24 protein-coding genes are annotated in these 20,294 nt (G+C 41.0%); 13 read left to right on the top strand and 11 right to left on the bottom strand.

The genetic code is table 11. The features are described from left to right. The first annotated feature begins 117 nt into the window (after positions 1-117). Positions 118-2,019 (top strand): heavy metal translocating P-type ATPase, encoded by a 1,902-nt coding sequence (locus LG307_RS04320; RefSeq protein ID WP_404448469.1) that lies wholly within the window; start codon positions 118-120, stop codon positions 2,017-2,019. Between the two features lie 236 nt (positions 2,020-2,255). On the opposite strand, the gene LG307_RS04315 is transcribed toward LG307_RS04320, so the two are convergent. Then, a complete protein-coding gene (locus tag LG307_RS04315) occupies positions 2,256-3,080 on the bottom strand; it encodes a YihY/virulence factor BrkB family protein (protein ID WP_404448467.1) in 825 nt (274 codons plus the stop codon). 54 nt (positions 3,081-3,134) lie between these two features. Then, the gene (locus tag LG307_RS04310) at positions 3,135-3,491 is read right to left on the bottom strand and encodes a YtxH domain-containing protein (RefSeq protein WP_404448465.1); all 357 of its coding nucleotides are present in this window, start codon (positions 3,489-3,491) and stop codon (positions 3,135-3,137) included. Between the two features lie 204 nt (positions 3,492-3,695). Between LG307_RS04310 and LG307_RS04305 the strand changes: the two genes are divergently transcribed. The 4 genes from LG307_RS04305 to LG307_RS04290 all read left to right on the top strand — a co-directional run bounded on the left by LG307_RS04305 (position 3,696) and on the right by LG307_RS04290 (position 5,766). Further along, on the top strand, positions 3,696-3,920 hold the full coding sequence (locus LG307_RS04305) for a DUF1128 domain-containing protein (RefSeq protein WP_404448463.1): 225 nt from the start codon (positions 3,696-3,698) through the stop codon (positions 3,918-3,920). Positions 3,921-4,175: 255 nt separating this feature from the next. Beyond that, entirely contained in the window at positions 4,176-4,343 is a 168-nt protein-coding gene (locus LG307_RS04300) for a hypothetical protein (RefSeq protein WP_404448461.1), read from the top strand. An 88-nt stretch (positions 4,344-4,431) separates the two neighbouring features. Beyond that, positions 4,432-5,298: a metal-dependent hydrolase gene (locus LG307_RS04295; protein WP_404448459.1), complete on the top strand. Its 867-nt coding sequence runs from the start codon at positions 4,432-4,434 to the stop codon at positions 5,296-5,298. Positions 5,299-5,601: 303 nt separating this feature from the next. Then, a complete protein-coding gene (locus LG307_RS04290) occupies positions 5,602-5,766 on the top strand; it encodes a hypothetical protein (RefSeq protein ID WP_404448458.1) in 165 nt (54 codons plus the stop codon). Positions 5,767-5,925: 159 nt separating this feature from the next. Here the strand turns inward: LG307_RS04290 and LG307_RS04285 are convergent, their stop codons facing one another. From LG307_RS04285 to LG307_RS04265, 5 genes are all read right to left on the bottom strand, one after another. Further along, the gene (locus LG307_RS04285) at positions 5,926-6,060 is read right to left on the bottom strand and encodes a hypothetical protein (protein WP_010191666.1); all 135 of its coding nucleotides are present in this window, start codon (positions 6,058-6,060) and stop codon (positions 5,926-5,928) included. Between the two features lie 65 nt (positions 6,061-6,125). Then, positions 6,126-7,367, bottom strand: coding sequence for a S1C family serine protease (locus tag LG307_RS04280; protein WP_404448456.1), 1,242 nt, complete (start codon positions 7,365-7,367; stop codon positions 6,126-6,128). A 104-nt stretch (positions 7,368-7,471) separates the two neighbouring features. Beyond that, positions 7,472-8,899 carry an ATP-binding protein gene (locus tag LG307_RS04275; RefSeq protein ID WP_404448454.1) on the bottom strand — a complete coding sequence of 476 codons (1,428 nt, stop codon included), beginning with the start codon at positions 8,897-8,899 and terminating at the stop codon, positions 7,472-7,474. Continuing rightward, the gene (locus LG307_RS04270; protein WP_404448452.1) at positions 8,896-9,573 is read right to left on the bottom strand and encodes a response regulator transcription factor; all 678 of its coding nucleotides are present in this window, start codon (positions 9,571-9,573) and stop codon (positions 8,896-8,898) included. Before LG307_RS04270 ends, LG307_RS04275 begins: the two co-directional genes overlap by 4 nt. A gap of 188 nt (positions 9,574-9,761) precedes the next feature. Beyond that, positions 9,762-10,484 carry a GntR family transcriptional regulator gene (locus LG307_RS04265; RefSeq protein ID WP_404448450.1) on the bottom strand — a complete coding sequence of 241 codons (723 nt, stop codon included), beginning with the start codon at positions 10,482-10,484 and terminating at the stop codon, positions 9,762-9,764. A gap of 192 nt (positions 10,485-10,676) precedes the next feature. Here LG307_RS04265 and LG307_RS04260 point away from each other — a divergent pair, with 192 nt between their 5' ends. From LG307_RS04260 to chbG, 5 genes are read left to right on the top strand one after another with little or no spacing between them, the layout of a single operon-like run. Further along, complete coding sequence (locus LG307_RS04260) at positions 10,677-10,985, top strand: PTS sugar transporter subunit IIB (protein ID WP_404448448.1); 309 nt, start codon at positions 10,677-10,679, stop codon at positions 10,983-10,985. Continuing rightward, entirely contained in the window at positions 10,986-12,293 is a 1,308-nt protein-coding gene (locus tag LG307_RS04255; RefSeq protein ID WP_404448446.1) for a PTS sugar transporter subunit IIC, read from the top strand. 21 nt (positions 12,294-12,314) lie between these two features. Further along, complete coding sequence (locus LG307_RS04250) at positions 12,315-12,629, top strand: PTS lactose/cellobiose transporter subunit IIA (protein WP_404448445.1); 315 nt, start codon at positions 12,315-12,317, stop codon at positions 12,627-12,629. 16 nt (positions 12,630-12,645) lie between these two features. Further along, on the top strand, positions 12,646-13,980 hold the full coding sequence (locus LG307_RS04245) for a 6-phospho-beta-glucosidase (RefSeq protein WP_404448443.1): 1,335 nt from the start codon (positions 12,646-12,648) through the stop codon (positions 13,978-13,980). Then, positions 13,977-14,693 carry a chitin disaccharide deacetylase gene (chbG, locus tag LG307_RS04240; RefSeq protein ID WP_404448441.1) on the top strand — a complete coding sequence of 239 codons (717 nt, stop codon included), beginning with the start codon at positions 13,977-13,979 and terminating at the stop codon, positions 14,691-14,693. Before LG307_RS04245 ends, chbG begins: the two co-directional genes overlap by 4 nt. Before the next feature lie 101 nt (positions 14,694-14,794). Here chbG and LG307_RS04235 read toward each other — a convergent pair whose 3' ends face one another. Further along, the gene (locus tag LG307_RS04235) at positions 14,795-15,241 is read right to left on the bottom strand and encodes a DnaJ family domain-containing protein (protein WP_404448439.1); all 447 of its coding nucleotides are present in this window, start codon (positions 15,239-15,241) and stop codon (positions 14,795-14,797) included. 117 nt (positions 15,242-15,358) lie between these two features. On the opposite strand from LG307_RS04235, the gene LG307_RS04230 reads away from it, so the two are divergent. Then, positions 15,359-16,654, top strand: coding sequence for an NCS2 family permease (locus LG307_RS04230; protein ID WP_404448438.1), 1,296 nt, complete (start codon positions 15,359-15,361; stop codon positions 16,652-16,654). Between the two features lie 136 nt (positions 16,655-16,790). Here the strand turns inward: LG307_RS04230 and LG307_RS04225 are convergent, their stop codons facing one another. Together LG307_RS04225 and LG307_RS04220 are read right to left on the bottom strand one after the other, a co-directional pair. Next, positions 16,791-17,240, bottom strand: a complete 450-nt coding sequence (locus LG307_RS04225; RefSeq protein ID WP_240948599.1) for an NUDIX domain-containing protein — start codon at positions 17,238-17,240, stop codon at positions 16,791-16,793. 183 nt (positions 17,241-17,423) lie between these two features. After that, positions 17,424-17,744, bottom strand: a complete 321-nt coding sequence (locus LG307_RS04220) for a hypothetical protein (protein WP_404448436.1) — start codon at positions 17,742-17,744, stop codon at positions 17,424-17,426. A gap of 330 nt (positions 17,745-18,074) precedes the next feature. On the opposite strand from LG307_RS04220, the gene LG307_RS04215 reads away from it, so the two are divergent. Continuing rightward, positions 18,075-18,875, top strand: a complete 801-nt coding sequence (locus LG307_RS04215; protein ID WP_404448434.1) for a DUF4397 domain-containing protein — start codon at positions 18,075-18,077, stop codon at positions 18,873-18,875. Then, positions 18,859-19,497: a class F sortase gene (locus LG307_RS04210; protein WP_404448432.1), complete on the top strand. Its 639-nt coding sequence runs from the start codon at positions 18,859-18,861 to the stop codon at positions 19,495-19,497. Before LG307_RS04215 ends, LG307_RS04210 begins: the two co-directional genes overlap by 17 nt. A gap of 33 nt (positions 19,498-19,530) precedes the next feature. On the opposite strand, the gene LG307_RS04205 is transcribed toward LG307_RS04210, so the two are convergent. Continuing rightward, positions 19,531-20,112: a hypothetical protein gene (locus LG307_RS04205; RefSeq protein WP_404448430.1), complete on the bottom strand. Its 582-nt coding sequence runs from the start codon at positions 20,110-20,112 to the stop codon at positions 19,531-19,533. Between the last annotated feature and the right edge of the window lie 182 nt (positions 20,113-20,294).

Raw genomic sequence — 20,294 nt, 5'->3', positions numbered from 1 at the left:
ACTCTCATTAAGAAATACTCCTTATAAAGTGTTGCTGCTATCACAAAGATGGCAGCTTTCGTCATTTAATAAGGCTAATGATGTTGATTATTTTTCTCAATTAGGAGGTTGTAACATATGAAGGACTTGACGGAAAACCTACAAAAAGAAACCCTTTTTAACAAATTCACCACTCATATCGAACTTATTTTTGCCATTGTTTCAGGAATACTTATTTTTACAGGCTGGGTTTTATTAAAATTAGACATTCAAACAGCTGCAGTCCCCATCTTCATTCTGGCTTTTTTGATAGGTGGGTATTTTAAAGCCAAAGAAGGCATTCAGGATACAATAGAAGAAAAAGAATTGAATGTAGAAATGCTGATGATCATCGCGGCCATTGGTGCTGCCATCATTGGATACTGGATGGAAGGCGCCATTCTTATCTTTATTTTCGCATTAAGCGGTGCTTTAGAAACATATACGATGAATCGGAGTCAAAAAGAAATATCCGCCCTCATGGATATTCAGCCCGAGGAAGCTTTAAGAATTATAGATGACAGGGAAGAACGCGTCCATATTACCGAACTTGCCATTGGTGACCATGTTCTTGTAAAACCAGGCGAGCGCATTTCGACAGACGGAAACATCGTCAGCGGGGAATCTGCTATAGACGAAGCTGCCATCACAGGAGAGTCCATTCCTTTGGAAAAAAAACAAGGCGACGGTGTATATGCAGGAACCATGAATATAAACGGCTCTATCTTGGTTGAGGTGACAAAACTATCTACAGAAACCTTGTTCTCAAAAATCATCAACCTTGTCCAAAATGCCCAAAGTGAAAAATCTCCTTCTCAACAATTCTTGGAACGTTTTGAAGGTCCTTATGTAAAAATTGTACTTGGTGTTGTCGCTATTATGATGGTCCTCCCCCATTTCTTATTGGGTTGGAGTTGGAACGAAACATTTTACCGTGCGATGATCCTCCTGGTCGTTGCTTCCCCATGTGCCCTAGTTGCATCCATTATGCCTGCAACTTTATCGGCCATCTCAAATGGAGCGCGCAAAGGAATCCTATTCAAAGGTGGCGTCCACTTAGAGAATTTAAGCCATCTGCAAGCCATTGCTTTTGATAAAACAGGGACGCTAACAAAAGGAAAACCAGAAGTAACAGATGTAATAGTAAGAGAAAATATAACCAAAGAAGATTTCCTCTATATTGTAGGGTCTATTGAAAGCTATTCTAACCACCCGCTTGCACAAGCAATTACTGCATATGCGAAAAAGAACAGCCCTAAACCTCTACAACGACCAGAGCAATTGGATGACAAAGCAGGCTGGGGAGTCAAAGGCATTCTGCAAGAAAACAAGTACCTTGTCGGAAAGGCAGATTTTGTTGGGACAGATCAAGCCAAATCCTTCGGAGACGGAATTGCTGATTCCTTCACCAATGAAGGAAAAACGGTTGTTTATGTGAAGGACGAAATAGGAATAGTCGGCATCCTCGCTTTGAAAGATGTGATTCGCAAAGAAACCGTGGAAGCCATTAAGCAGCTGCAAGCACTTCACGTTCAAACCATTATGATTACAGGCGACAGCGAGCGCACAGCAGCGGCCATTGCAAAGCAAGCCGCAATTGGAAAATACGTTGCAGAATGCTTACCGGAGACGAAAGTAGAAACGGTGAAAAGCCTAAAAGACGAATATAACATTGTCGGAATGGTTGGCGATGGGATCAATGATGCGCCAGCACTCGCAACAGCCAATGTTGGCATAGCCATGGGAGAAGGAACGGATGTTGCACTAGAAACCGCTGACGTTGTGCTAATGAAAAATGATCTTGTCAAAATTGCAGAAGCCATTAAACTTTCAAAAAGGATGAACAGAATCATTAAACAAAATGTTATCTTTTCCATAACGGTTATTATGCTTCTGATTAGTTCCAACTTCCTTCAAGTCATAGACCTCCCGTTCGGAGTCATCGGCCATGAAGGCAGTACCATACTCGTTATTTTAAACGGGTTGAGGTTATTACGATAAATTCACTACGTAAAAAGCAGCGGGCACATATGCTCGCTGCTTTTTGCTATCTAGTGGTAGCCATTCTGCCCGTTCGCACTTCCAGAAGTCTTGTTCTTCGGTTTGTGCTTAGAGTTTTGTTTTGTACCGCCGTCTTTTTTCGTCTGCTTTGTCATGAAAGGTCCCTCCGATTTGGTTAGAGTTTTATCTTTCAACAATAGATTTCCCTTTTGCGCAAAAAAGTTTTCTGCCAATATTTATCGCACAAAACTTTTCTTTCGTTGCAGCAAGATGGCATTAATCTCTCCACCAATGATAATCATCAGACCTGACAAGTAAAACCACACCAATAAAACGATGATTCCTCCAAGACTCCCGTACATCGCCGTATAGTTCCCAAAGTTGCTCACATAATAGGAAAACAATACAGACACAGACATCCAGCCAATTGTCGCAAAAAAAGAACCTGCCAATACATCCTTTAAATGGAGACGGATATTTGGTGCAGCCAAATACAAACAGGTAAAAACAAAAAACAAAATCACAAAACTTACTCCCCACCTGATCGTATTCCAGATGGTGATAAATTCTTCAGAAAGACCGTAGGAAGAAAAAATGAATAATCCGATTTCCCTACCGAATACAGGCAACAAAAGCGCCACAATAATGACAAATACCATCGCAAGAGTCAATAAAATCGCCGTCCCTCTTACAATGAAGAAATGTCGGTTCTCATTAACATCAAATGCCCTATTGAAAGCCCGGACAATGGCATTGATTCCATTGGAAGCAAACCAAATCGTCGCAATGATACCAAAAGACAATAAATCCCCACGTTGTTCGTTTAAAATGCGGACCACATTAGATTCAATTAGAAGCATCGTGTCTCCAGGAGCGTATTGATGAATCATGCCCAACACATCCTCCTGTGTAATCGGCACATAGGCAATTAATGTGAGTACAAAGATAAGAAACGGAAAAAGAGATAATAAGAAAAAGTACGCTAACTCTGCTGACATTCCCAAGGCTTCATTCCGATCAAGGCGTTGAAGCAGCTGTTTTCCAAAACGCAAAATTCCCATCCACTCTCCTCCAGCACGTATCATTTACTCTATTCTATTGTGAGCAAGTCCACCTTACGACAAGTTTTTATTTTTACGTTCCGCTGAATCCAAATGCTTGGCAATCACGTCTTTTGTTTCCGAAACAATCTCAAGCATCTGCGGCGTCGTTTCTTTTAACTCATTCACTTTAGAACGTAAATAATCAATATCCTTAGATACATCCTCCACCGTGGTTCTAACAGATTCAATTTGATGACGTACTGAATCAGCAATTTCCTGTGGATGCTGTATCGCATATTTTAATTTTCCACCAACACACCTGCCATTATGTATGACCGTGGTTCTTGTATTTTTATCTAATAAAGAAATGGCCCCTCCAATAAGCGCCCCAATCAACATACCATCCACTAATTTATTTCTGTTCCCCATATTAACCTCTCTCCTATCCATTTAATTTTTCTTTTTTACATCTACCGATAATCTTATCCTTATTATAAACATATTTCGAAACTTTCACGACTCTTCTAGTGGTTTAATACCCCAGTTCCCAGAAGAAGATACTGTTTTTCATCAATTCATGATAAAATAAGGAAAAGCCCCTAGGAAAAGCATTTGTACGAAAGGACGATTCAGATGAACTTAACAGAGAAATCAACTGAAAATGTAGAATATATGATCGAAGCCATCAAAGGAAAACTTAAAGTGTTGAACCTTGGTGCCATCAAGCCTTCACATTTTGATGAAGAAATGTATGAAGAGCTGAAAGATATCTATGAACTTGTCATGAGAAAGCCATCATTCAGCCCCAACGAAATGCAAGCAATCGCAGAAGAACTCGGCAACCTTCGTAAACGATAATAGGATTTACAAAACACTTACTTCGGTAGGTGTTTTTATTTTATTGAAAATGCAGTAACCCAGTTGATTGGAGTGAAAGGCGCGAAGACGCTCTCGGGAGGAAGGGACAGGTGAGACCCCGCAACGAAGTGAGGAGGCTCCCGGACCGCCCATGGAAAGCGAAGTGCCTGGAACGGAGATCAACAGTGGATACCAGCTAATTATTGTACTAGCCCCACCTCCTTGCGCATATAAGTGTAAAGAGGGGGGATAAGCATGTTTTTTCTTTACGCAGCTACCATAGGATTTGTCTTATTATTATTTTTATTGATGGGCATCTTTCTCTACAATGTCTCACAAGGACTAAATAAAAAAGACGCAATCGAAATCGATCCTCTGCCTCCAGAACCGACAGAAGAAACTGAATCCATACACGCAAAATGAAACAGCCTCCAGAAGGTTGTTTCTTTTTTTATTTACTCTTTATAAGGTAAAATGAAAAAAGAATAGACATACAATGAGGTGGCTTACAGTGGATACAATTACCCATACACTTTTTGGGATGACCATATATGGCGCAGTTGACAAGCGTCAGGATGATAAAAAAACAAAAATAGCGATGTTCGTCTCAGCTGTTGGAGCAAGCCAGATCCCTGACAGTGACGTCATTTCAAGCCTCTGGGACACAGAAGGCATGTATCAGATGTGGCACAGAGGAATTACCCATTCGCTTTTTATGGTACCGATTTGGGCATTACTTTTCTTTCTTATTAGCATCTGGTTTTTAAAAAGGAAAGATTGGCGCTTTCTTTGGGTTCCGCTTATTGCCGTTTTCATACATAACACCGCAGATTTGTTCAATGCATGGGGAACAGGATATCTAGAGCCCTTTTCATCTATAAGATTGACCTTTGGCACCATTCCGATTGTGGATTTTGTCATTTGGACAATCATTGCTATCGCTTTCTTCGCCAGAAAGCTATGGAACAAAGAAAGACATCTCCTTTATCGATTGGTATGGATATTGATCATTGCTCATGTTGCCTTACAAACCAGTCAAGGATATCTGTTATACAAACAATATGAGGATAAATACGAACAAGTCGCATTGTCTGCAAGTTTTCTCCCTTGGCATTTTTCTGTGATAGGAAAGAATGAACATACAGTTGAAATTTTTGACGATGCACTGTTCACCGCACCTAAATTGCAGTACACCTTAAAGTCTGCGGAAAAAGCAGACCTTGACACGCTTTTTGCCCAAGTACCGGAAGCTAAAACCCTATACGAATGGTCTCCCTTCGTCGTCATTGTCGACGACCAAGAAAGACTGGGCATCTACGACCCAAGATTCTACCGAAACGGCCAATCATTTCTATTTGAATATATAGAAAAACAGTAATAGCAGACTGGATAGTCAATTAGTTTTTAAAAATCAGTTTAAGCAATGCCTGAACAAATCCACCTTGTTGGTTGGAGTGAAAGACTCGAGACTCCTGCGGGAGGAGAGGGACAGGGAAGACCTCGCAGGCTTGCCGAGGAGGCTTCCGGACCGCCCGCGGAAAGCGAGCGTCTGAAACGGAAACCAACAAGGAGTTAAAGCAATAAAAAATATTTTAATGTTTTTTCGATTTTAATGTATATTATTCTACTAAACTGGGAATACTATCATTAAATACTAAAAAACAAACGAGGTGCTTAAAAGATGATAGTTTCAAAGAGATACTTTTTAACGGATATGGAACGTGAAAGTGTAGAACAGACTCTGGCAAACAAAGGCCACCTGCGTGAAGATGTTTTAGGAATGGATGATGAAGAAATCATTCACATCTACCAAAAATACATGGTTCAAGAATTAATTACAAAATAAATGGAAGTCCCCCTTAAAAAACCGTGACTAGTGTCCGGTTTTTTAGTTTGACCAGAATGAATATCCGTCTTCCTAATATGATAATAAAACACAAATGGCGACATGTTACCACTCTGGATAACATGTCGCCTGTATATTTAAGGGGGGGAGTAAATATAGTTATTGTGGGCTTAAACCTTTAATTAAATCTAACCTTGGCTTAACGACTTCAACCTTAATTCCTTTAGCCTTATACTTATCTACAATTTTCCTGACGTCGATACCTTTTTTCGCTTTTTCTACAGTTTTTTGCATGTTTCTATCCCTCTATTCATTAGATTTTGGACTTTCTCACACACATATTCAATCTATTTTCCTTACTAGAATATTTGCTTCACAAGTTTCATTTCGGTTTCTTGTTGCTTTCCGTCACGGTAATAGGTAACTTTCATGTTATCGCCGATATCCTTTTGGCTATAGAGAAACTTTCTTAGACCAAGTGCGTCATTAATTTCTTGATCATCTAATTTTACGATAACATCATATTGCTTAAGACCAGCTTTATCCGCCGGAGAAGTTGGTTCCACTCCAGTTACCACTATTCCACTCTTTACTTCTTCCGGAAGTTTTAAAGTAGACCTTTGTGCTTCAAGGGGTACATCAGAAAGGGAAGCTAAGCCAACTCCCATAAATGGTCGTTGCACTTCCTTGTGCTGTTCCAAATCTTCAATGATAGGTTGAACAGCTCGGATCGGAATGGCAAATCCAATTCCTTCAACTCTTGATTGAGCTATTTTCATGGAGTTGATACCAATAACTTCACCGCGTAGGTTAACAAGTGCTCCACCACTGTTACCTGGGTTAATGGCAGCATCTGTTTGAATAACATCCGCTTCCCAGTCAGGCTGGCCATTTTGGTCTATGTCCACAGGTATGATCCGCTCTTTACCGCTGATAATTCCTTGTGTAACAGAACCAAAAAACTCAAGTCCAAGGGGGTTTCCAATTGCGATCACCGGTTCACCAAGCGTGATGGCGTCGGAGTCACCGAATGTGGCAACTTGGTTAATGTTAGCATCATCCACCGTCAAAACGGCCAAATCCGTCAATGCATCACTGCCAACCACTTCAGCTTCCACTCTTGTTCCATCCACAAGACTTACTTCCACTTTTGAAGCTCCGTCAATTACATGCGCGTTCGTTACAATATAAGCTTTGCCATTTTCTTTTTTGTAAACTACGCCAGAGCCGGTACCTGCTTCTTGATCTCCCTGTCCACCACGTGGGTCAAATAGGGAATTTCCGCCTCTTTGTATATTAACTACCCCAACTACAGCTTCAGAAACGTTTTCTACCGCATTTGTTATATTTGTTTGTATCTTTTCGTATTCCACTTGGTCTGTTTGCACAACCGAGTTCGTTTCAACACTCATTGGTGTTGTTTCAGAAGCACCAGCCTCCTTGTTTTCCATGTAAAATCCCCAATCCAATAAGACAGGGAGCATGGCAACAATACCAAGGGCACCAATAATTCCTCCAGTAACGGACGCAAATACTAATTTCCCGAAACTTTTTTCTTTCCTGGTACGTTTTTGAGTTACATGATCGTCATAATAACCCATATTCGCTTCACCTCATCAAATTTTTATCTACTTCTATTAAACCCTATTAGGATGAAAGTAATCTTAAAGAAAAATGAGAAATTGATGAGAAATTTTCAGCTGTGCTACTCTTGCAGTGTTTCTTCTCCTATAACACCATTCAATTTAACCGTAATTAACGTCCATTCACCTTCTATACTGTCCGCTGTAATGGTGCCTCTGTAATTAGTCACCATTCTCTTTGCAATGGACAGACCTAGACCTTGGCCACCTTTTTCTCGGCTTCGCGCTTTATCCACTCTATAAAAACGATCAAAGACCTTTTCTAAATCATCTTTAGGGATACCAATGCCGTAATCTTTAATGGATAGAGCAAATTGACTTTGATTTTGTTCTGTAACAATCTCAACAGTAGTAGATCCGTTAGAATATTTCACAGCGTTATCAAGTAAGATGATAAGCACCTGCTCCAAGTGCCTCTCTGCAATGGCAACTTTCATTTCACTGTTCAAATTGTTTTCGTACTTAAATGCGAGAGCTGGATAGAGTAGGGTGAATTTCTTCACTACATCTTCCACAACATGGACAGGCTCAATGAAGTCTTCCGCTAATTCCAAACGATCGGATTCCAGTCTTGTGAGTTCCAACAATTCATAGACAAGCATCTTCAGCCTCTCTACTTCCTGTTGGGATGCCTTTAAAGATTCTTCTAGCACTTCAGGGTCATTTTTCCCCCATCGGTTGAGCAGTTTGAGATGTCCCTCTAAAATGGATATTGGAGTACGCAGTTCATGGGAAGCATCTTCCACAAATTGCTTTTGTTTTTGGAAAGAGATTTCCACATCATCCATCATTTCATTGAAAACATTGGACAGATCTGCTATCTCATCCTTTTGGTTTTTATCATGCGGCACCCTTTCTTTAAAGCCACGCATCTTAATTAGTTTCATCGTATCCGTGAGTGCTTGAATTGGAGCAAGCAGCTGTTTAGCAATAAGCATGCCGCCTACTCCGCTCAGAAGAATTGCACCCGCTCCGGCAGACCAAGTGACTAGGAAGATCAACCCCCGCAGCCGCTCATAATTCTTTAAGTCTCTTATAATTTCTATGTACCCAATAAACCCATTTGTTATTACCGGCTTTCGGTGAACGAGATAATGTTTCCCATTTACCTTTACATGTTCAAGATTTTTACTTTCCACAGGAGTGATAAGTAATTCTCGAGGGAGGTTGGTCGCAACCGCAACTAGCAGAGTCCCATCTTTATCGATGACACGGATAAGTTCATTGGTCTCATTCACTTTTTCGATAAACCCGCTGCTGTTCACTATTTCAGATCTGCCTACAAAAAAGGGCTGCTCCGAGAAGTAGGCTTGTATTTCATTCATCTTTTCCTGTATGTTGCGTTCTTCTTGTTCAATCATCCAGGTTCTCATCACATAATATTGAACAGAGTTGTATGCTACGAAAAGAACAAATAATACCAAGGAGGACCAAATAGTTATTTTCCACCTGATCGGCAGTTGCTTTAAATACCTTTGAAATTGATTCATTTTCTCATCACGTAACCTGTCCCTCGCACTGTTTGGATGTAGCTTTCTTCACTTGGTTTATCAATCTTATTGCGCAAATAACGGACATATACATCGACAACATTTGTTTCGGCATAGGACCCAAGCTCCCATACTTTATCTAGCAAAAGCTCCCTTGTCAGCACCCTGTTAATATTGGTCATGAAAACCACGAGCAGGTCAAATTCCCTCTTTGTCAGATCAATCTGTTCTTCCGCCCTCATGACGGTTCTTGCATCCAGGTCTACTTTTAGCTCCCTAAAGGACAGGATATTATTCTCCTCTTCCTTCTTCCCTTCCATACGGCGGAAAAGCGCACGAATTCTCGCCAAAAGCTCTTCAATTGCAAATGGTTTGGACATATAATCATCTGCGCCGCTATCAAGGCCAGACACCTTGTCCATCACACTATCCCTTGCAGTCAGCATAATGATAGGGGTTTCTTTGGCTGCACGTATTCGTCGGCAAACCTCCATCCCACTAAGTCCAGGGAGCATCAGATCTAGCAAAATAATATCCCAATCTTCTTTTAATGCAAGATCAAGTCCCTCTCGCCCATCATAGGATGTGGCAACTTTAAAACCTTCATATTGTAACTCTAGCTCAATAAAACGAGCAAGATTCTTTTCGTCTTCTATTATTAATACTCTGCACATGGTTGCACCTCCACCTTACGTGTGGGTTCTAGATTTATTTTAGACGAAATGCCTGATTTTAAGTCTCCCTTTTATACTACCTAAATATTGGTGTTGGTGGGATGAGAATTTGATGAGAATTGAAAGTGTAATGATGTTGTAACCCCCTTGTAAAGTAGCAATATGTCTGGAGGAAAATAACACAGGTCTCAATAATTCCTTTCTATTACGAAGTTGGCCATATCCCCTCTAAAAATGGTCTTAGAGTATTCTATAACCGTTTCATCTTCAAGATAAGCGTAGGTTTCCAAGGAAAAGCACGGAGAGCCAGCTGGTATCTCTAGTATTTTTTGCTCTTCTTTTGTAGCAGTCACTATTTCAAGATATTCTACCGTTTTTTTGATAAAATGCCCATGCTCCTTTTGTAGCACATTATAAAGAGACTTTTCACATGCTCTTATATTTAATCCAGGGGTCTTTTTCCAAGGTAGGAAAGCTACCTCGTATTGAAGGGGTTCTCCATTGACACTCCGTATTCTCTCCAGCTTATTGACAGGGTCACCCGTCTTTAAGGCAAATACTTCTCCCAAAAAAACGTCCACAGGGACAACTTCTAAATTCAACACTTTTATAGATGGGTTTTTACCTTGCAATGTAATCTGTTCAGAGAAACTTTCCACGGTGGAAGTAAGCTTTTGTTTTACCTTTTTTCCTGATACAAAGGTGCCACTTCCTTGTTGTTTATACACATATCCCTCTGCCGCCAGTTGCTGAAGCGCCGTTCTGACCGTAGTCCTGCTTACTTTAAATGCATGACAGAATTCTGCTTCGGTCGGTAGTTTTGTATCCGATTTATATACCCCTGATTTAATCTTTTTTAAAATCATCTGCTTTACTTTTATATGTAAGGTACTCACTTCTTTTTCCCTCATTATTATAACCCTCCAAAATAATTTGTCATGACAAATAATATTTGTCTTACTAGTACATATATTTATTACTACAAAGTTTTAGCACCAAATCTATTCTCAAATATACCCAGAAAGGAGCTGATATCAGAATAAATGAAACCGCTTTAATTTCTTTCTTGCACCATTAAAAACGAACTATAAGGAGGGGGATAAATGAATATCTTATTATGCTGTTCTGCAGGAATGTCAACAAGTCTACTTGTGACGAAGATGGAAAAAAGCGTTGCTGAAAAAGGAATAGATTGCAAGATTTGGGCTGTAGGCAGTTCAGAGGTCAAAAATCATCTAGATCAGGCAGATGTACTTCTTGTTGGCCCGCAAGTCAGGTATTTGATTGCGCAACTCCAAAAAGATGTGCAAGGAAGAATTCCTGTTGAAGCGATCAATCCAATGCATTACGGATTATGTAATGGGGAGGAAGTATTAAATCAAGCTATTGCACTAATAAAGGGGGATAAATAGGTGAGAAACTTCTTAGAAAAATATATCATGCCTTCAGCTGTTAAACTGGGGAACAATCGTCATCTTCTTGCTGTGAGGGACGCGTTAATTGGAATGATCGCCATTACTATGATAGGGTCGTTCGCTGTTCTACTAAATAATCTTGGTTCCATTATCAAGCCATACGGAAGAATGATGGAGGCCATTTTTGGACCCTCTTGGACCACTCTCGGCGGAGACATTTGGTGGGGAACATTTGCATTCATGACCATTTTTGCTGTGTTTGGAATTTCTCACAAACTAGCAAAATCATACGGAGATGACGGTTTTGAAGCGATGCTTATCGCTGCAGCTTGTTTCTTTATTTTTATACCTCAAATTGGAAAGGTTCCCGAAACAGAAGGTGCCTGGGGCTTCATCCATTTCGGCTATTTTAATTCTACTTCCCTCTTTACAGGAATCATCGTTGCATTACTCGCCACAGAAGTCTTCATTAGACTCACCCGGGTAAAAGCCTTCCGAATTAAGTTGCCAGAGGGTGTTCCTCCTGCTGTATCCGGTGCATTTGCAAAACTGATTCCTGGAATTTTTACTATTTTAACGTTCGGCATCATCGGACTACTGTTCCGTATGTTTTCTGATGGCGACCCTTTAAATGATTGGCTAAACACCGTCCTGGTTTCTCCCCTCACTAATGCAGTGGACACTCCATTTTTCGCGGTACTCATCGTCTTTTTAGTTCATGTATTCTGGGCGGTAGGCTTACATGGAACGAATATCCTTGGTGGAATTACGACCCCTCTGTTCACCTCCACCGGAACAAAAAACACCGATTTATACGCAGCTGGTGTAACAGAATTAGATCAATATGCTGTACTGGCAGGTCCATTCCTAGACGCTTTCGTGTACCTAGGAGGAGCTGGTGCGACGTTGGGCTTGATTATCGCCATGTTCCTGTCAGCAAGAAGACGCCATAAGCAACTGCTTGCGTTAGGAACCCCGCCGGGCGTTTTCCAAATCAATGAACCCATTCTATTTGGGCTCCCAATTGTATTGAATCCTATCTGGCTAATTCCGTTCATCTTGGCACCTGTTGTTATGACAATTGTCGCCTATAGCGCAATAAGTCTTGGCTGGGTACATCCGGTCGTTACCGCAAGCATTCCATGGATTACTCCAGCTGGAATCGGTGGATACCTTGCGACTGGAGGTCACATTTCCGGTGCAGTGCTTGCCCTTGTAAATTTGGCCATTTCCATATTGATCTACTTGCCATTCGTTTATTTCAATGGTAGGGCGGAAGATAAAAAATCAGAGGACAAAAACTAATTAAATGTTAGGGGCATCTCTATGAAAAAAGAACAATTATATAATCTATCGTTTCAACTGATCTTACACAGTGGCAATGCTCGCAGTCTTGCAATGGAAGCACTTTTGGAAGCAAAAAGAGGAGATTTCCACAAAGCATCTAATTTGATGGAGAGTGCGGATGGGGAATTTCTAAAAGCACATCGTTTTCAAACCGATTTGATACAAGCGGAGGCAAAAGGCGATAAATATGATGTTCCTATTTTGCTTGTCCATGCACAGGACCATTTAATGAATGCACTCACAGTAAAAGACTTAATAAGGGAATTTATTGCATTGTATCAGAAGCTCAACTAAAGAAAGGTTGGAGTCGATGAAGGAAAAAGGATTGAAAATCGTTACGATTGGTGGCGGTTCGAGTTATACTCCTGAATTAATGGAAGGATTCATCAAACGATACCACGAATTACCTGTAGAAGAAATCTGGCTTGTAGATATAGAGGAAGGAAAAGAAAAGCTTGAGATAGTCGGCAGTTTGGCAAGACGGATGGTGGAAAAAGCGAGGTTACCAATAAAAGTTCATCTAACATTAAATCGTAAGGAAGCCTTAAAAGATGCTGACTTTGTAACCACTCAAATTCGTGTAGGGTTGCTTGAGGCCAGAGCAAAGGATGAACGTATTCCAATGAAATTCGGCTTAATTGGCCAAGAAACAAATGGTGCAGGAGGCTTTTTCAAAGCTCTTCGCACCATTCCCGTCATACTGGAAATCTGCGAGGAGATGGAAACCCTTTGCCCTGATGCCTGGCTCATTAATTTTACCAATCCGGCGGGAATGATAACAGAAGCTGCTCTGCGTCATTCACGCATTCATAAGGTGGTAGGTTTGTGCAATGTCCCAATCGGAATGGAGATGGGTGCTGCCAAGCTTCTCGGTGTTGATGCAAGCCGCCTCCGTATCGATTTTGCCGGCCTTAATCATCTTGTATATGGCTTAGATGTTTTTGTGGATGGCATCAGTGTAAAAGAAAGACTGTTGTCCCTGCTGACTGAAAGCATAGACACCGTCACGATGAAAAATATCCATGCAATGGGCTGGGAACCTGCGTTTCTCAAAGCACTTGACCTCTTCCCTTGCCCATACCATACGTATTATTATAAAACAAAAGACATGCTGGAAAAGGATTGGGAAGCAAGCAAAAATGTCGGTACACGTGCGGAAGTCGTCAAATCCTTGGAAAATTCCTTGTTTGAACTATACAAAGACCCTGACTTAAGTGATAAGCCACCTGAACTAGAGCAAAGAGGAGGAGCCTATTATAGCGACGCAGCCTGTCGCCTGATTCATTCCATTTATACAGATAAACGCGACATACAACCGGTAAACACAAAAAACAATGGAGCTATTATGGGAATTCCTGCAGACTCTGCCGTGGAGGTGAGCTGTGTCATTACCAGAGATGGCCCGAAGCCATTCGCAGTCGGCGAACTCCCTATTGCGGTACAAGGACTTGTGCAAACCATCAAATCATTTGAACGGGTAACCATAGATGCTGCTATAAGCGGGGACTATAACAAGGCACTCCTTGCGTTGACCATCAACCCTCTTATTGGATCCGATCGGCTCGCTAAGCAAATTTTGGATGAAATGCTCGAGGTCCATAAAGCTTTTCTGCCTAAATTTTTCAAAAACAGGAGCAATTTATGATCAGATTGATTGTTAATGCTGATGATTTTGGTTTATGTCGTGGTGTGAACTATGGCATCTTAGACAGCCATCTTTATGGGATTGTCACCTCAACCACCTTGATGATGAACATGCCTGGCACTGAGCATGCTATCAGACTGGCAAAGACTCATCCGACATTAAGAGTCGGCATTCATCTGGTCCTAACCGGAGGATACCCTGTTAGTCAGGATGTTCCTTCACTTGTTGATGAAAAAGGTGCCTTTCTGCGGCTATCTGCCGTTACGAGTAGTTCAGGCAAGTTACCCTGGAAACTGGAAGAAGTAGAACTTGAATGGCATGCTCAAATCACCAAGTTTCTTGCTAGCGGCCTCCATCCCACCCATTTAGACAGTCATCATCATGTTCACACCTGGCCACAATTGCATCCGGTTATACAAAAACTTGCCTGCCATTACGATCTTCCTGTTAGAACAAATGGTTTATTTACACTACCTAAAATAAAACATTTTACCGATATATGTCTGTTGGATTTTTATGGAGAATCAATCCAGCCAAATTATTTTGAAAGACTCCCACAATATGTGGCAGACGAAGCAACAGTCGAAGTGATGTGCCATCCGGCATATGTAGATTCATTTTTATTACAAAATTCCAGCTACCATCTCCAACGGGTTAAGGAATTGGAAATCTTAATCAATAGTGAGATACCTGATGGGGTTGTATTGATTTAGGATCTTAATATACATTTTTCAGCTCCCCACAGAGAATGATGCACAGAAAAAGCCGGCTAGCCCAATGGGATCAAGGGCTAGCCGGTCTAGTACGTAATCCATCATTCAAATTTTTTCATCACCTGTGATTGATAGTCTTTAAAAACGGCTGAATTGGCCTCTTTCTTTTTCTTTTGGATAATCTGCCGAAGCCTTAACTGCTTTTCATTCAACCTTGCAGTTAATCTCACTTCCTCCACATCACTGTGCTCTCCTTCAATAAGTTCCTCCAAATATTCAATTTCTGTCCGCACCTGCTGCTCTTCCATCATGCCGGCGTTCTTCATCATTTTATAGGCCATTCTCATCTCTGGGGGAACATGGGATAAGTCTTCAAGCTCTAAAGGTTTTCCGTATCCTGGCAAATTTTCAAACTCTCCATCCTCATACGCTTTTCTGATTTTCTCATCTGTTAGTCGAAAAAAGTCCACCGCACTCACCCTTTTCCTATACGTTACTACTAGTTTACCCCATTTCTTTTTAAAAGAGTGTGTACTTTTTCTGAACATTCTTTCAAATCACCTTTAGAAATTTCTATTGTCGAATGCTTCAATGCACGTTATAATACTTGTTTGTGGGTCCTGTGCGGCCGGGTGGGAGAGGGAAACTGAATAAGGTGTTTTATTATGCTTCAATGGATGAAGAATTCATTTGATCTGGCTGGTCATGAAACGACTTTAAAGCGTGAAATGATGGCCGGAATGATCTCTTTCTTTACCATTGTGTACATTATTGCTGTTAATGCAACGATTCTTGCAGAAGCAGGTATTCCGATTGAAGCCGGAATTATCGCCACCATCCTTACTTGTGTAGTGGGTTGCTGGTTGATGGGATTTTGGGCGAATGCGCCGATTATCCTCGTTCCAGGTATGGGAATCAACGCGATGTTTACGTATACGTTGGTTCACTCTATGGGATTAACCTGGCAAGAAGCATTGGGCGTCGTAGTGGTTTCGGGTGTCATTGTAACGATCATTTCGTTTACAAAACTTGCACAAATGCTGCTCGAGGCGATTCCAAGCTCTTTAAAGCATGCGATTACGGTGGGGTTAGGATTATTCTTGACCTTGATTGGGTTAGAAAAAGGCGGACTTATCGTAAAGGGTGAGAACTCTCTATTATCACTTGGAGATGTTTCTAGTCCTTATGTGATTGCCACGATTCTGACTGTGATTTTAGCCGTAACGTTATTCATGCGAAATGTACCAGCGAATTTTTTAATTAGTATCGTTGCTGGTACGGTTATCGCGGGTGCTTTGGGAGTGGTGAACTTCTCAGATGTTGGTGGAAGTGCTTTACCGTTGGATAGCTATCTTTCCTTATTTGGTGCCGTTTCATTTGCAAAGATTGGAGAGTTCACGTTCTTAGTGGCTGTCTTCTCTTTAACGATGGTTCTCTTATTTGAGAACATCGGGCTTATCAACGGACACCTGGGAATGATTAACCGCCCTGAAAAGTTCAAGCGTTCCTTCCAGGCAAACGGAATCTCCATTTTAACAAGTGGACTTTTCGGTACCAGCCCTACCGTTTCTACGGTGGAAACGGCAGCAGGAATTGCCGCTGGCGGAAGAACCGGTGTAACAGCAATAACAACAGGAAGTTTATTTTTGCTTTCCATATTTGCGATTCCCTTCATTAAAATAATTCCTGGCAGTGCGATTGCGCCAATCCTAATCATCATTGGTGTATTGATGCTTCAATCAGTAAAGCAAATCGACTTCCAAGACCTATCAGAAGGATTCCCTGCGTTCTTAGTAATTGTAATGATTCCATTCTCTTACTCTATCGCAGACGGAATTGCATTCGGATTCATTGCCTACCCTCTAATGAAGTTAGTACTAGGCAAAGCAAAAGAAGTCCCCGCCCCACTTTACGTGATCGCGGCACTCTTCTTCCTGACGTTCCTGACAAATGTGCATTGATGGTTTTGAATGATTTTGAGATTAATTGATATATATTGAAAAAAATCCTTGAGGGGGTCAGACCCCTCAAGGATTTTTTTAATTCGCGTCGAATACTAAATGGTTACACTTTTATTATCCTTCACACATTCACCCTTTACCGTACAAATGCCTCTCGTCTATCTGAGAATGCATCAACGAGCCATCTTGGGTGCATCGGGAGCAGGTCATGCGGCAACTTGTTTGGAGCAAAGAACTCAAGCTCAATCAGGGCAGGATCCTTCTTGGTTGTAGTCCCTCCTGTTATCTCCGCTTCAAAATACGATGTCACAAACTGGACCAAACGTCCGTCCGGATATTCAAACGTTTGCGATTCTGGGTCGGAATAGACTCCAATTAGGCGGTACGGATCGACAACCAGCCCGGTATCTTGATACACCTCGCGCACAGCCGCTTCCTCCACCGTCTCACCTGGCTCCACATGTCCGGCTGGAATGGTCCATAATCCCACATCTGCTCGCTTCTGTAATAAGATTCTTTTTTGCTCATCAAAGATGATCACTGCTACTGCAGGATACATACTAATCTGTTTTTGTTTATTCATCATAGGAATACTCCTAACACTACTTTTTTACCTAGTCTAACGCGGTCTTACGCCACTTTCAACGGAAAGCCCTATCCAGAGGCAAAAATAGGTCTTTCCTCCAGAAAATTTATTCCATATTGTTCTTATTTGTGGTCAGAAGCTACCAATCTCACACTCTACCCCCATAAAAAAACCAGCGTCCTATTAAACACGCTGGTTCATTCCATTCATTGTGCGAACCTCTTCTTTTGTTACTTCCGTACCCAGCTCATAAATGGAGACAAAAATTTTATCAATAATTAGTTGTTGTTTGTCCCGATGTTCTTGGGTCTTCTTTTCATTTAATGGGCTTTTGAATGCATCTGGACTATATTCAGTAGTATGCAACTCCTCAAAAAGTCTTTCAATTTCATGAATTTCTTCCTGAGTCGCGAGCACTTCATAATATTTAACCTGATCATCAAAAGGTTCACGGTGGATTTGACCTGTTTCCATCGTCACATAATAAGTATGCTTTTCCAACAAAGTAAGCCCCTCCTTTCAGACAATGCACACCCTACGCACTCTTTGTGCTGGTGGACGTGCTTTTTCTTTCTTTATAATATTTAAATCCTTCTTTCACCAATATTGGCAACACCGCAATAAACACTCTTTTAAATAGTTTACTCATTTTATCGCCTCCTTGTTTTATAGTGTTGTAATACCCGCACTTTCCACTCATAAAACAAAATCATTTTTTAACAGAGCACATTCAAGAGCATATTAATAGTTTTAATTCAAAGTATTGTGGTATATATTTGTTATACAGGAGATGAACATCACCTGTACATAAATTATACAAAGGGAGAGATTTGATTGAAAAAGTTACGTCTATTGATTGCAGGTATCGCAAGTATTTTGGCATTCTCAGTATTAGGAAGCTTTGCAAGTGCAAATGACCACGCAATGGTCCGTATCATCCACGCTTCCCCTGATGCTCCAGCAGTTGATGTTTATGTAAATGGTGAAGCGACAGTCGAAAATGCAGAATTCAAAGCAGCTACTGATTACATGAGCCTGCCAGCAGGAACGCACAAAGTGGAAATCTATGCAGCTGGAACAATGGGAGAAGCGGATCCTGTTATCGCAACTGACTTAACAATCGAAGCTGGAATGTCTTACACAGTAGCAGCAATCAACACAGTGGAAAACCTTGAATTGTCTGTTACTACGGATGACAACATGGTTGCTGAAGGTCAATCTAAAATTCGTGTAGGTCACTTCTCACCTGATGCACCTGCAGTTAATGTTGGCTTGATTGGTGGAGATGACGTATTCTCTGGAGCAGAATTCAAAGCAGTGACAGATTACATGACACTTGACGCTGGAACATATGACTTGGAAGTACGCACAGCTGATGGAGGTCAGCAAGTATTAGACCTTACTGGTACAATGCTTGAAGAAAATAAAGTGTACTCTGTTTATGCAATCAATACAGTAGACAGTATCGAAGTCTTGTTATTAGAAGACAACACAATGATGCCAAGCGAAATGCCTCAAACAGGTATGGGCGGTGCGTCTCAATCTAATGGAATGAACGCTTGGGCTTTGATTGCCGGTCTTCTAGTGGTTGGGGCTGCGGCTGTTGGAGTGCGTCGCTTTGCGGCACAAAAATAATAGTAAATTACTAGGGCTGTTGGGATTCGTTCTAATCTTATCCACAGCATGCACACCAGTTCTACAAAATGAAGCTGAAACAAATCTTCCACCGGAGTCAGTCAAAGCTCCGGCGGAAGAAATAGCTTCACAAGTAGACGAGAATGCTAAAAAACCAGAAGTAGCTACATTTCAAAAAGGCATTACGCCTACCCGTATCACCATACCGGCCATTAATGTCGATGCAAGTGTAATGCCTTATGGTCTTGATGAATCAGGTGCCATGGCAGTTCCTGAAGACGGGGAAACTGTCGCTTGGTTTGAACCAGGAACAAAACCTGGTGCTAAAGGAAATGCAGTCTTGGCAGCACATGTTGATGACTATACAGGCCCTGCTGTTTTTTTCTATCTGAAAGACTTGGAGATTGGTGATGAAATCACAGTAGAGGATGGCGAGCAAACATTGACCTTTGTTGTCACTAAGAAGGAAGCTTATCCATACAATGAAGCGCCCATCCGGACCATATTTGGACCATCAAATAATCAGCAGCTGAACTTGATTACGTGTACGGGCCTTTATGATCGAAAAACAAACAATCACCTAGAACGGCTGGTAATCTATTCAGAATTAAAAGAAACCTGAAGTCTCTTATAAAAGAGAAAACTTCAGGTTTTTTTAATAGGTTTTTATGGAGAAAGTAATTTTCCCTTCCTCTGTTTCACGATAGGTGATACCTGATGCATCAAACGAGGTAAGGAGTACTTCTTTTTCTACTTTTTCGAGACTATCAAGCTCTGCAAACTTCTCATCCATGTCTTTCTCCCCAAAGCGGAAATTCTGCTGATACTGATAGAAAAGCATATACCTAGCAGAAATCAGCTCCACAGCGGCTTCTCGGTGTTCCTCCCACTTGGTTGGGACAGACAACTGAGTCGCCCTAGCCACTAAAGTACGAAACTCCTGATCATCATCTTTCGTAAACTCCAAAGCAGTCCCATTCTTCAAGGCTATTTCCACAGAATCCGAGTATTGATTACTTGATGTTAAGAATTGATTCATTTTACTAATGTAAGTTGCTATTTCTTCCTGATTCTTCACTTTCATGCCATCATAAAAACTTAAAAAAGTAATGACCCCCACAATCAAGGCCAACGCTGTTAAGAAAAAAGTAACCGTCCCGGTACTAATTTCCCAAAATCTTTCTTCGTCCATTCTTTCTACTTCTTCTATTTCTTTATGCTTATTACGAATAATCATAGACAGTATTTCCCCGTTTTTTTCTAGAATATAACATAACTATCCATTAAAATCCATGAGTTTACAATAGATTTAAAAAGGATCCGTTTATTATTTACGCAAATTAATATTACCATATTATTCTAGTGTATTCACCCCCACAAAACGACATACTTCGTAGAAAGTATATAAGAGACCTAAAC

Origin of the sequence: Sutcliffiella horikoshii (genome assembly GCF_044809035.1) — a bacterium.
In the GTDB taxonomy this organism is placed as follows: Bacteria; Bacillota; Bacilli; order Bacillales; family Bacillaceae_I; genus Sutcliffiella_A; species Sutcliffiella_A horikoshii_G.
The sequence above is the reverse complement of the archived record's forward strand: the minus strand, read 5'-3'. Positions and strand labels throughout refer to the sequence as shown.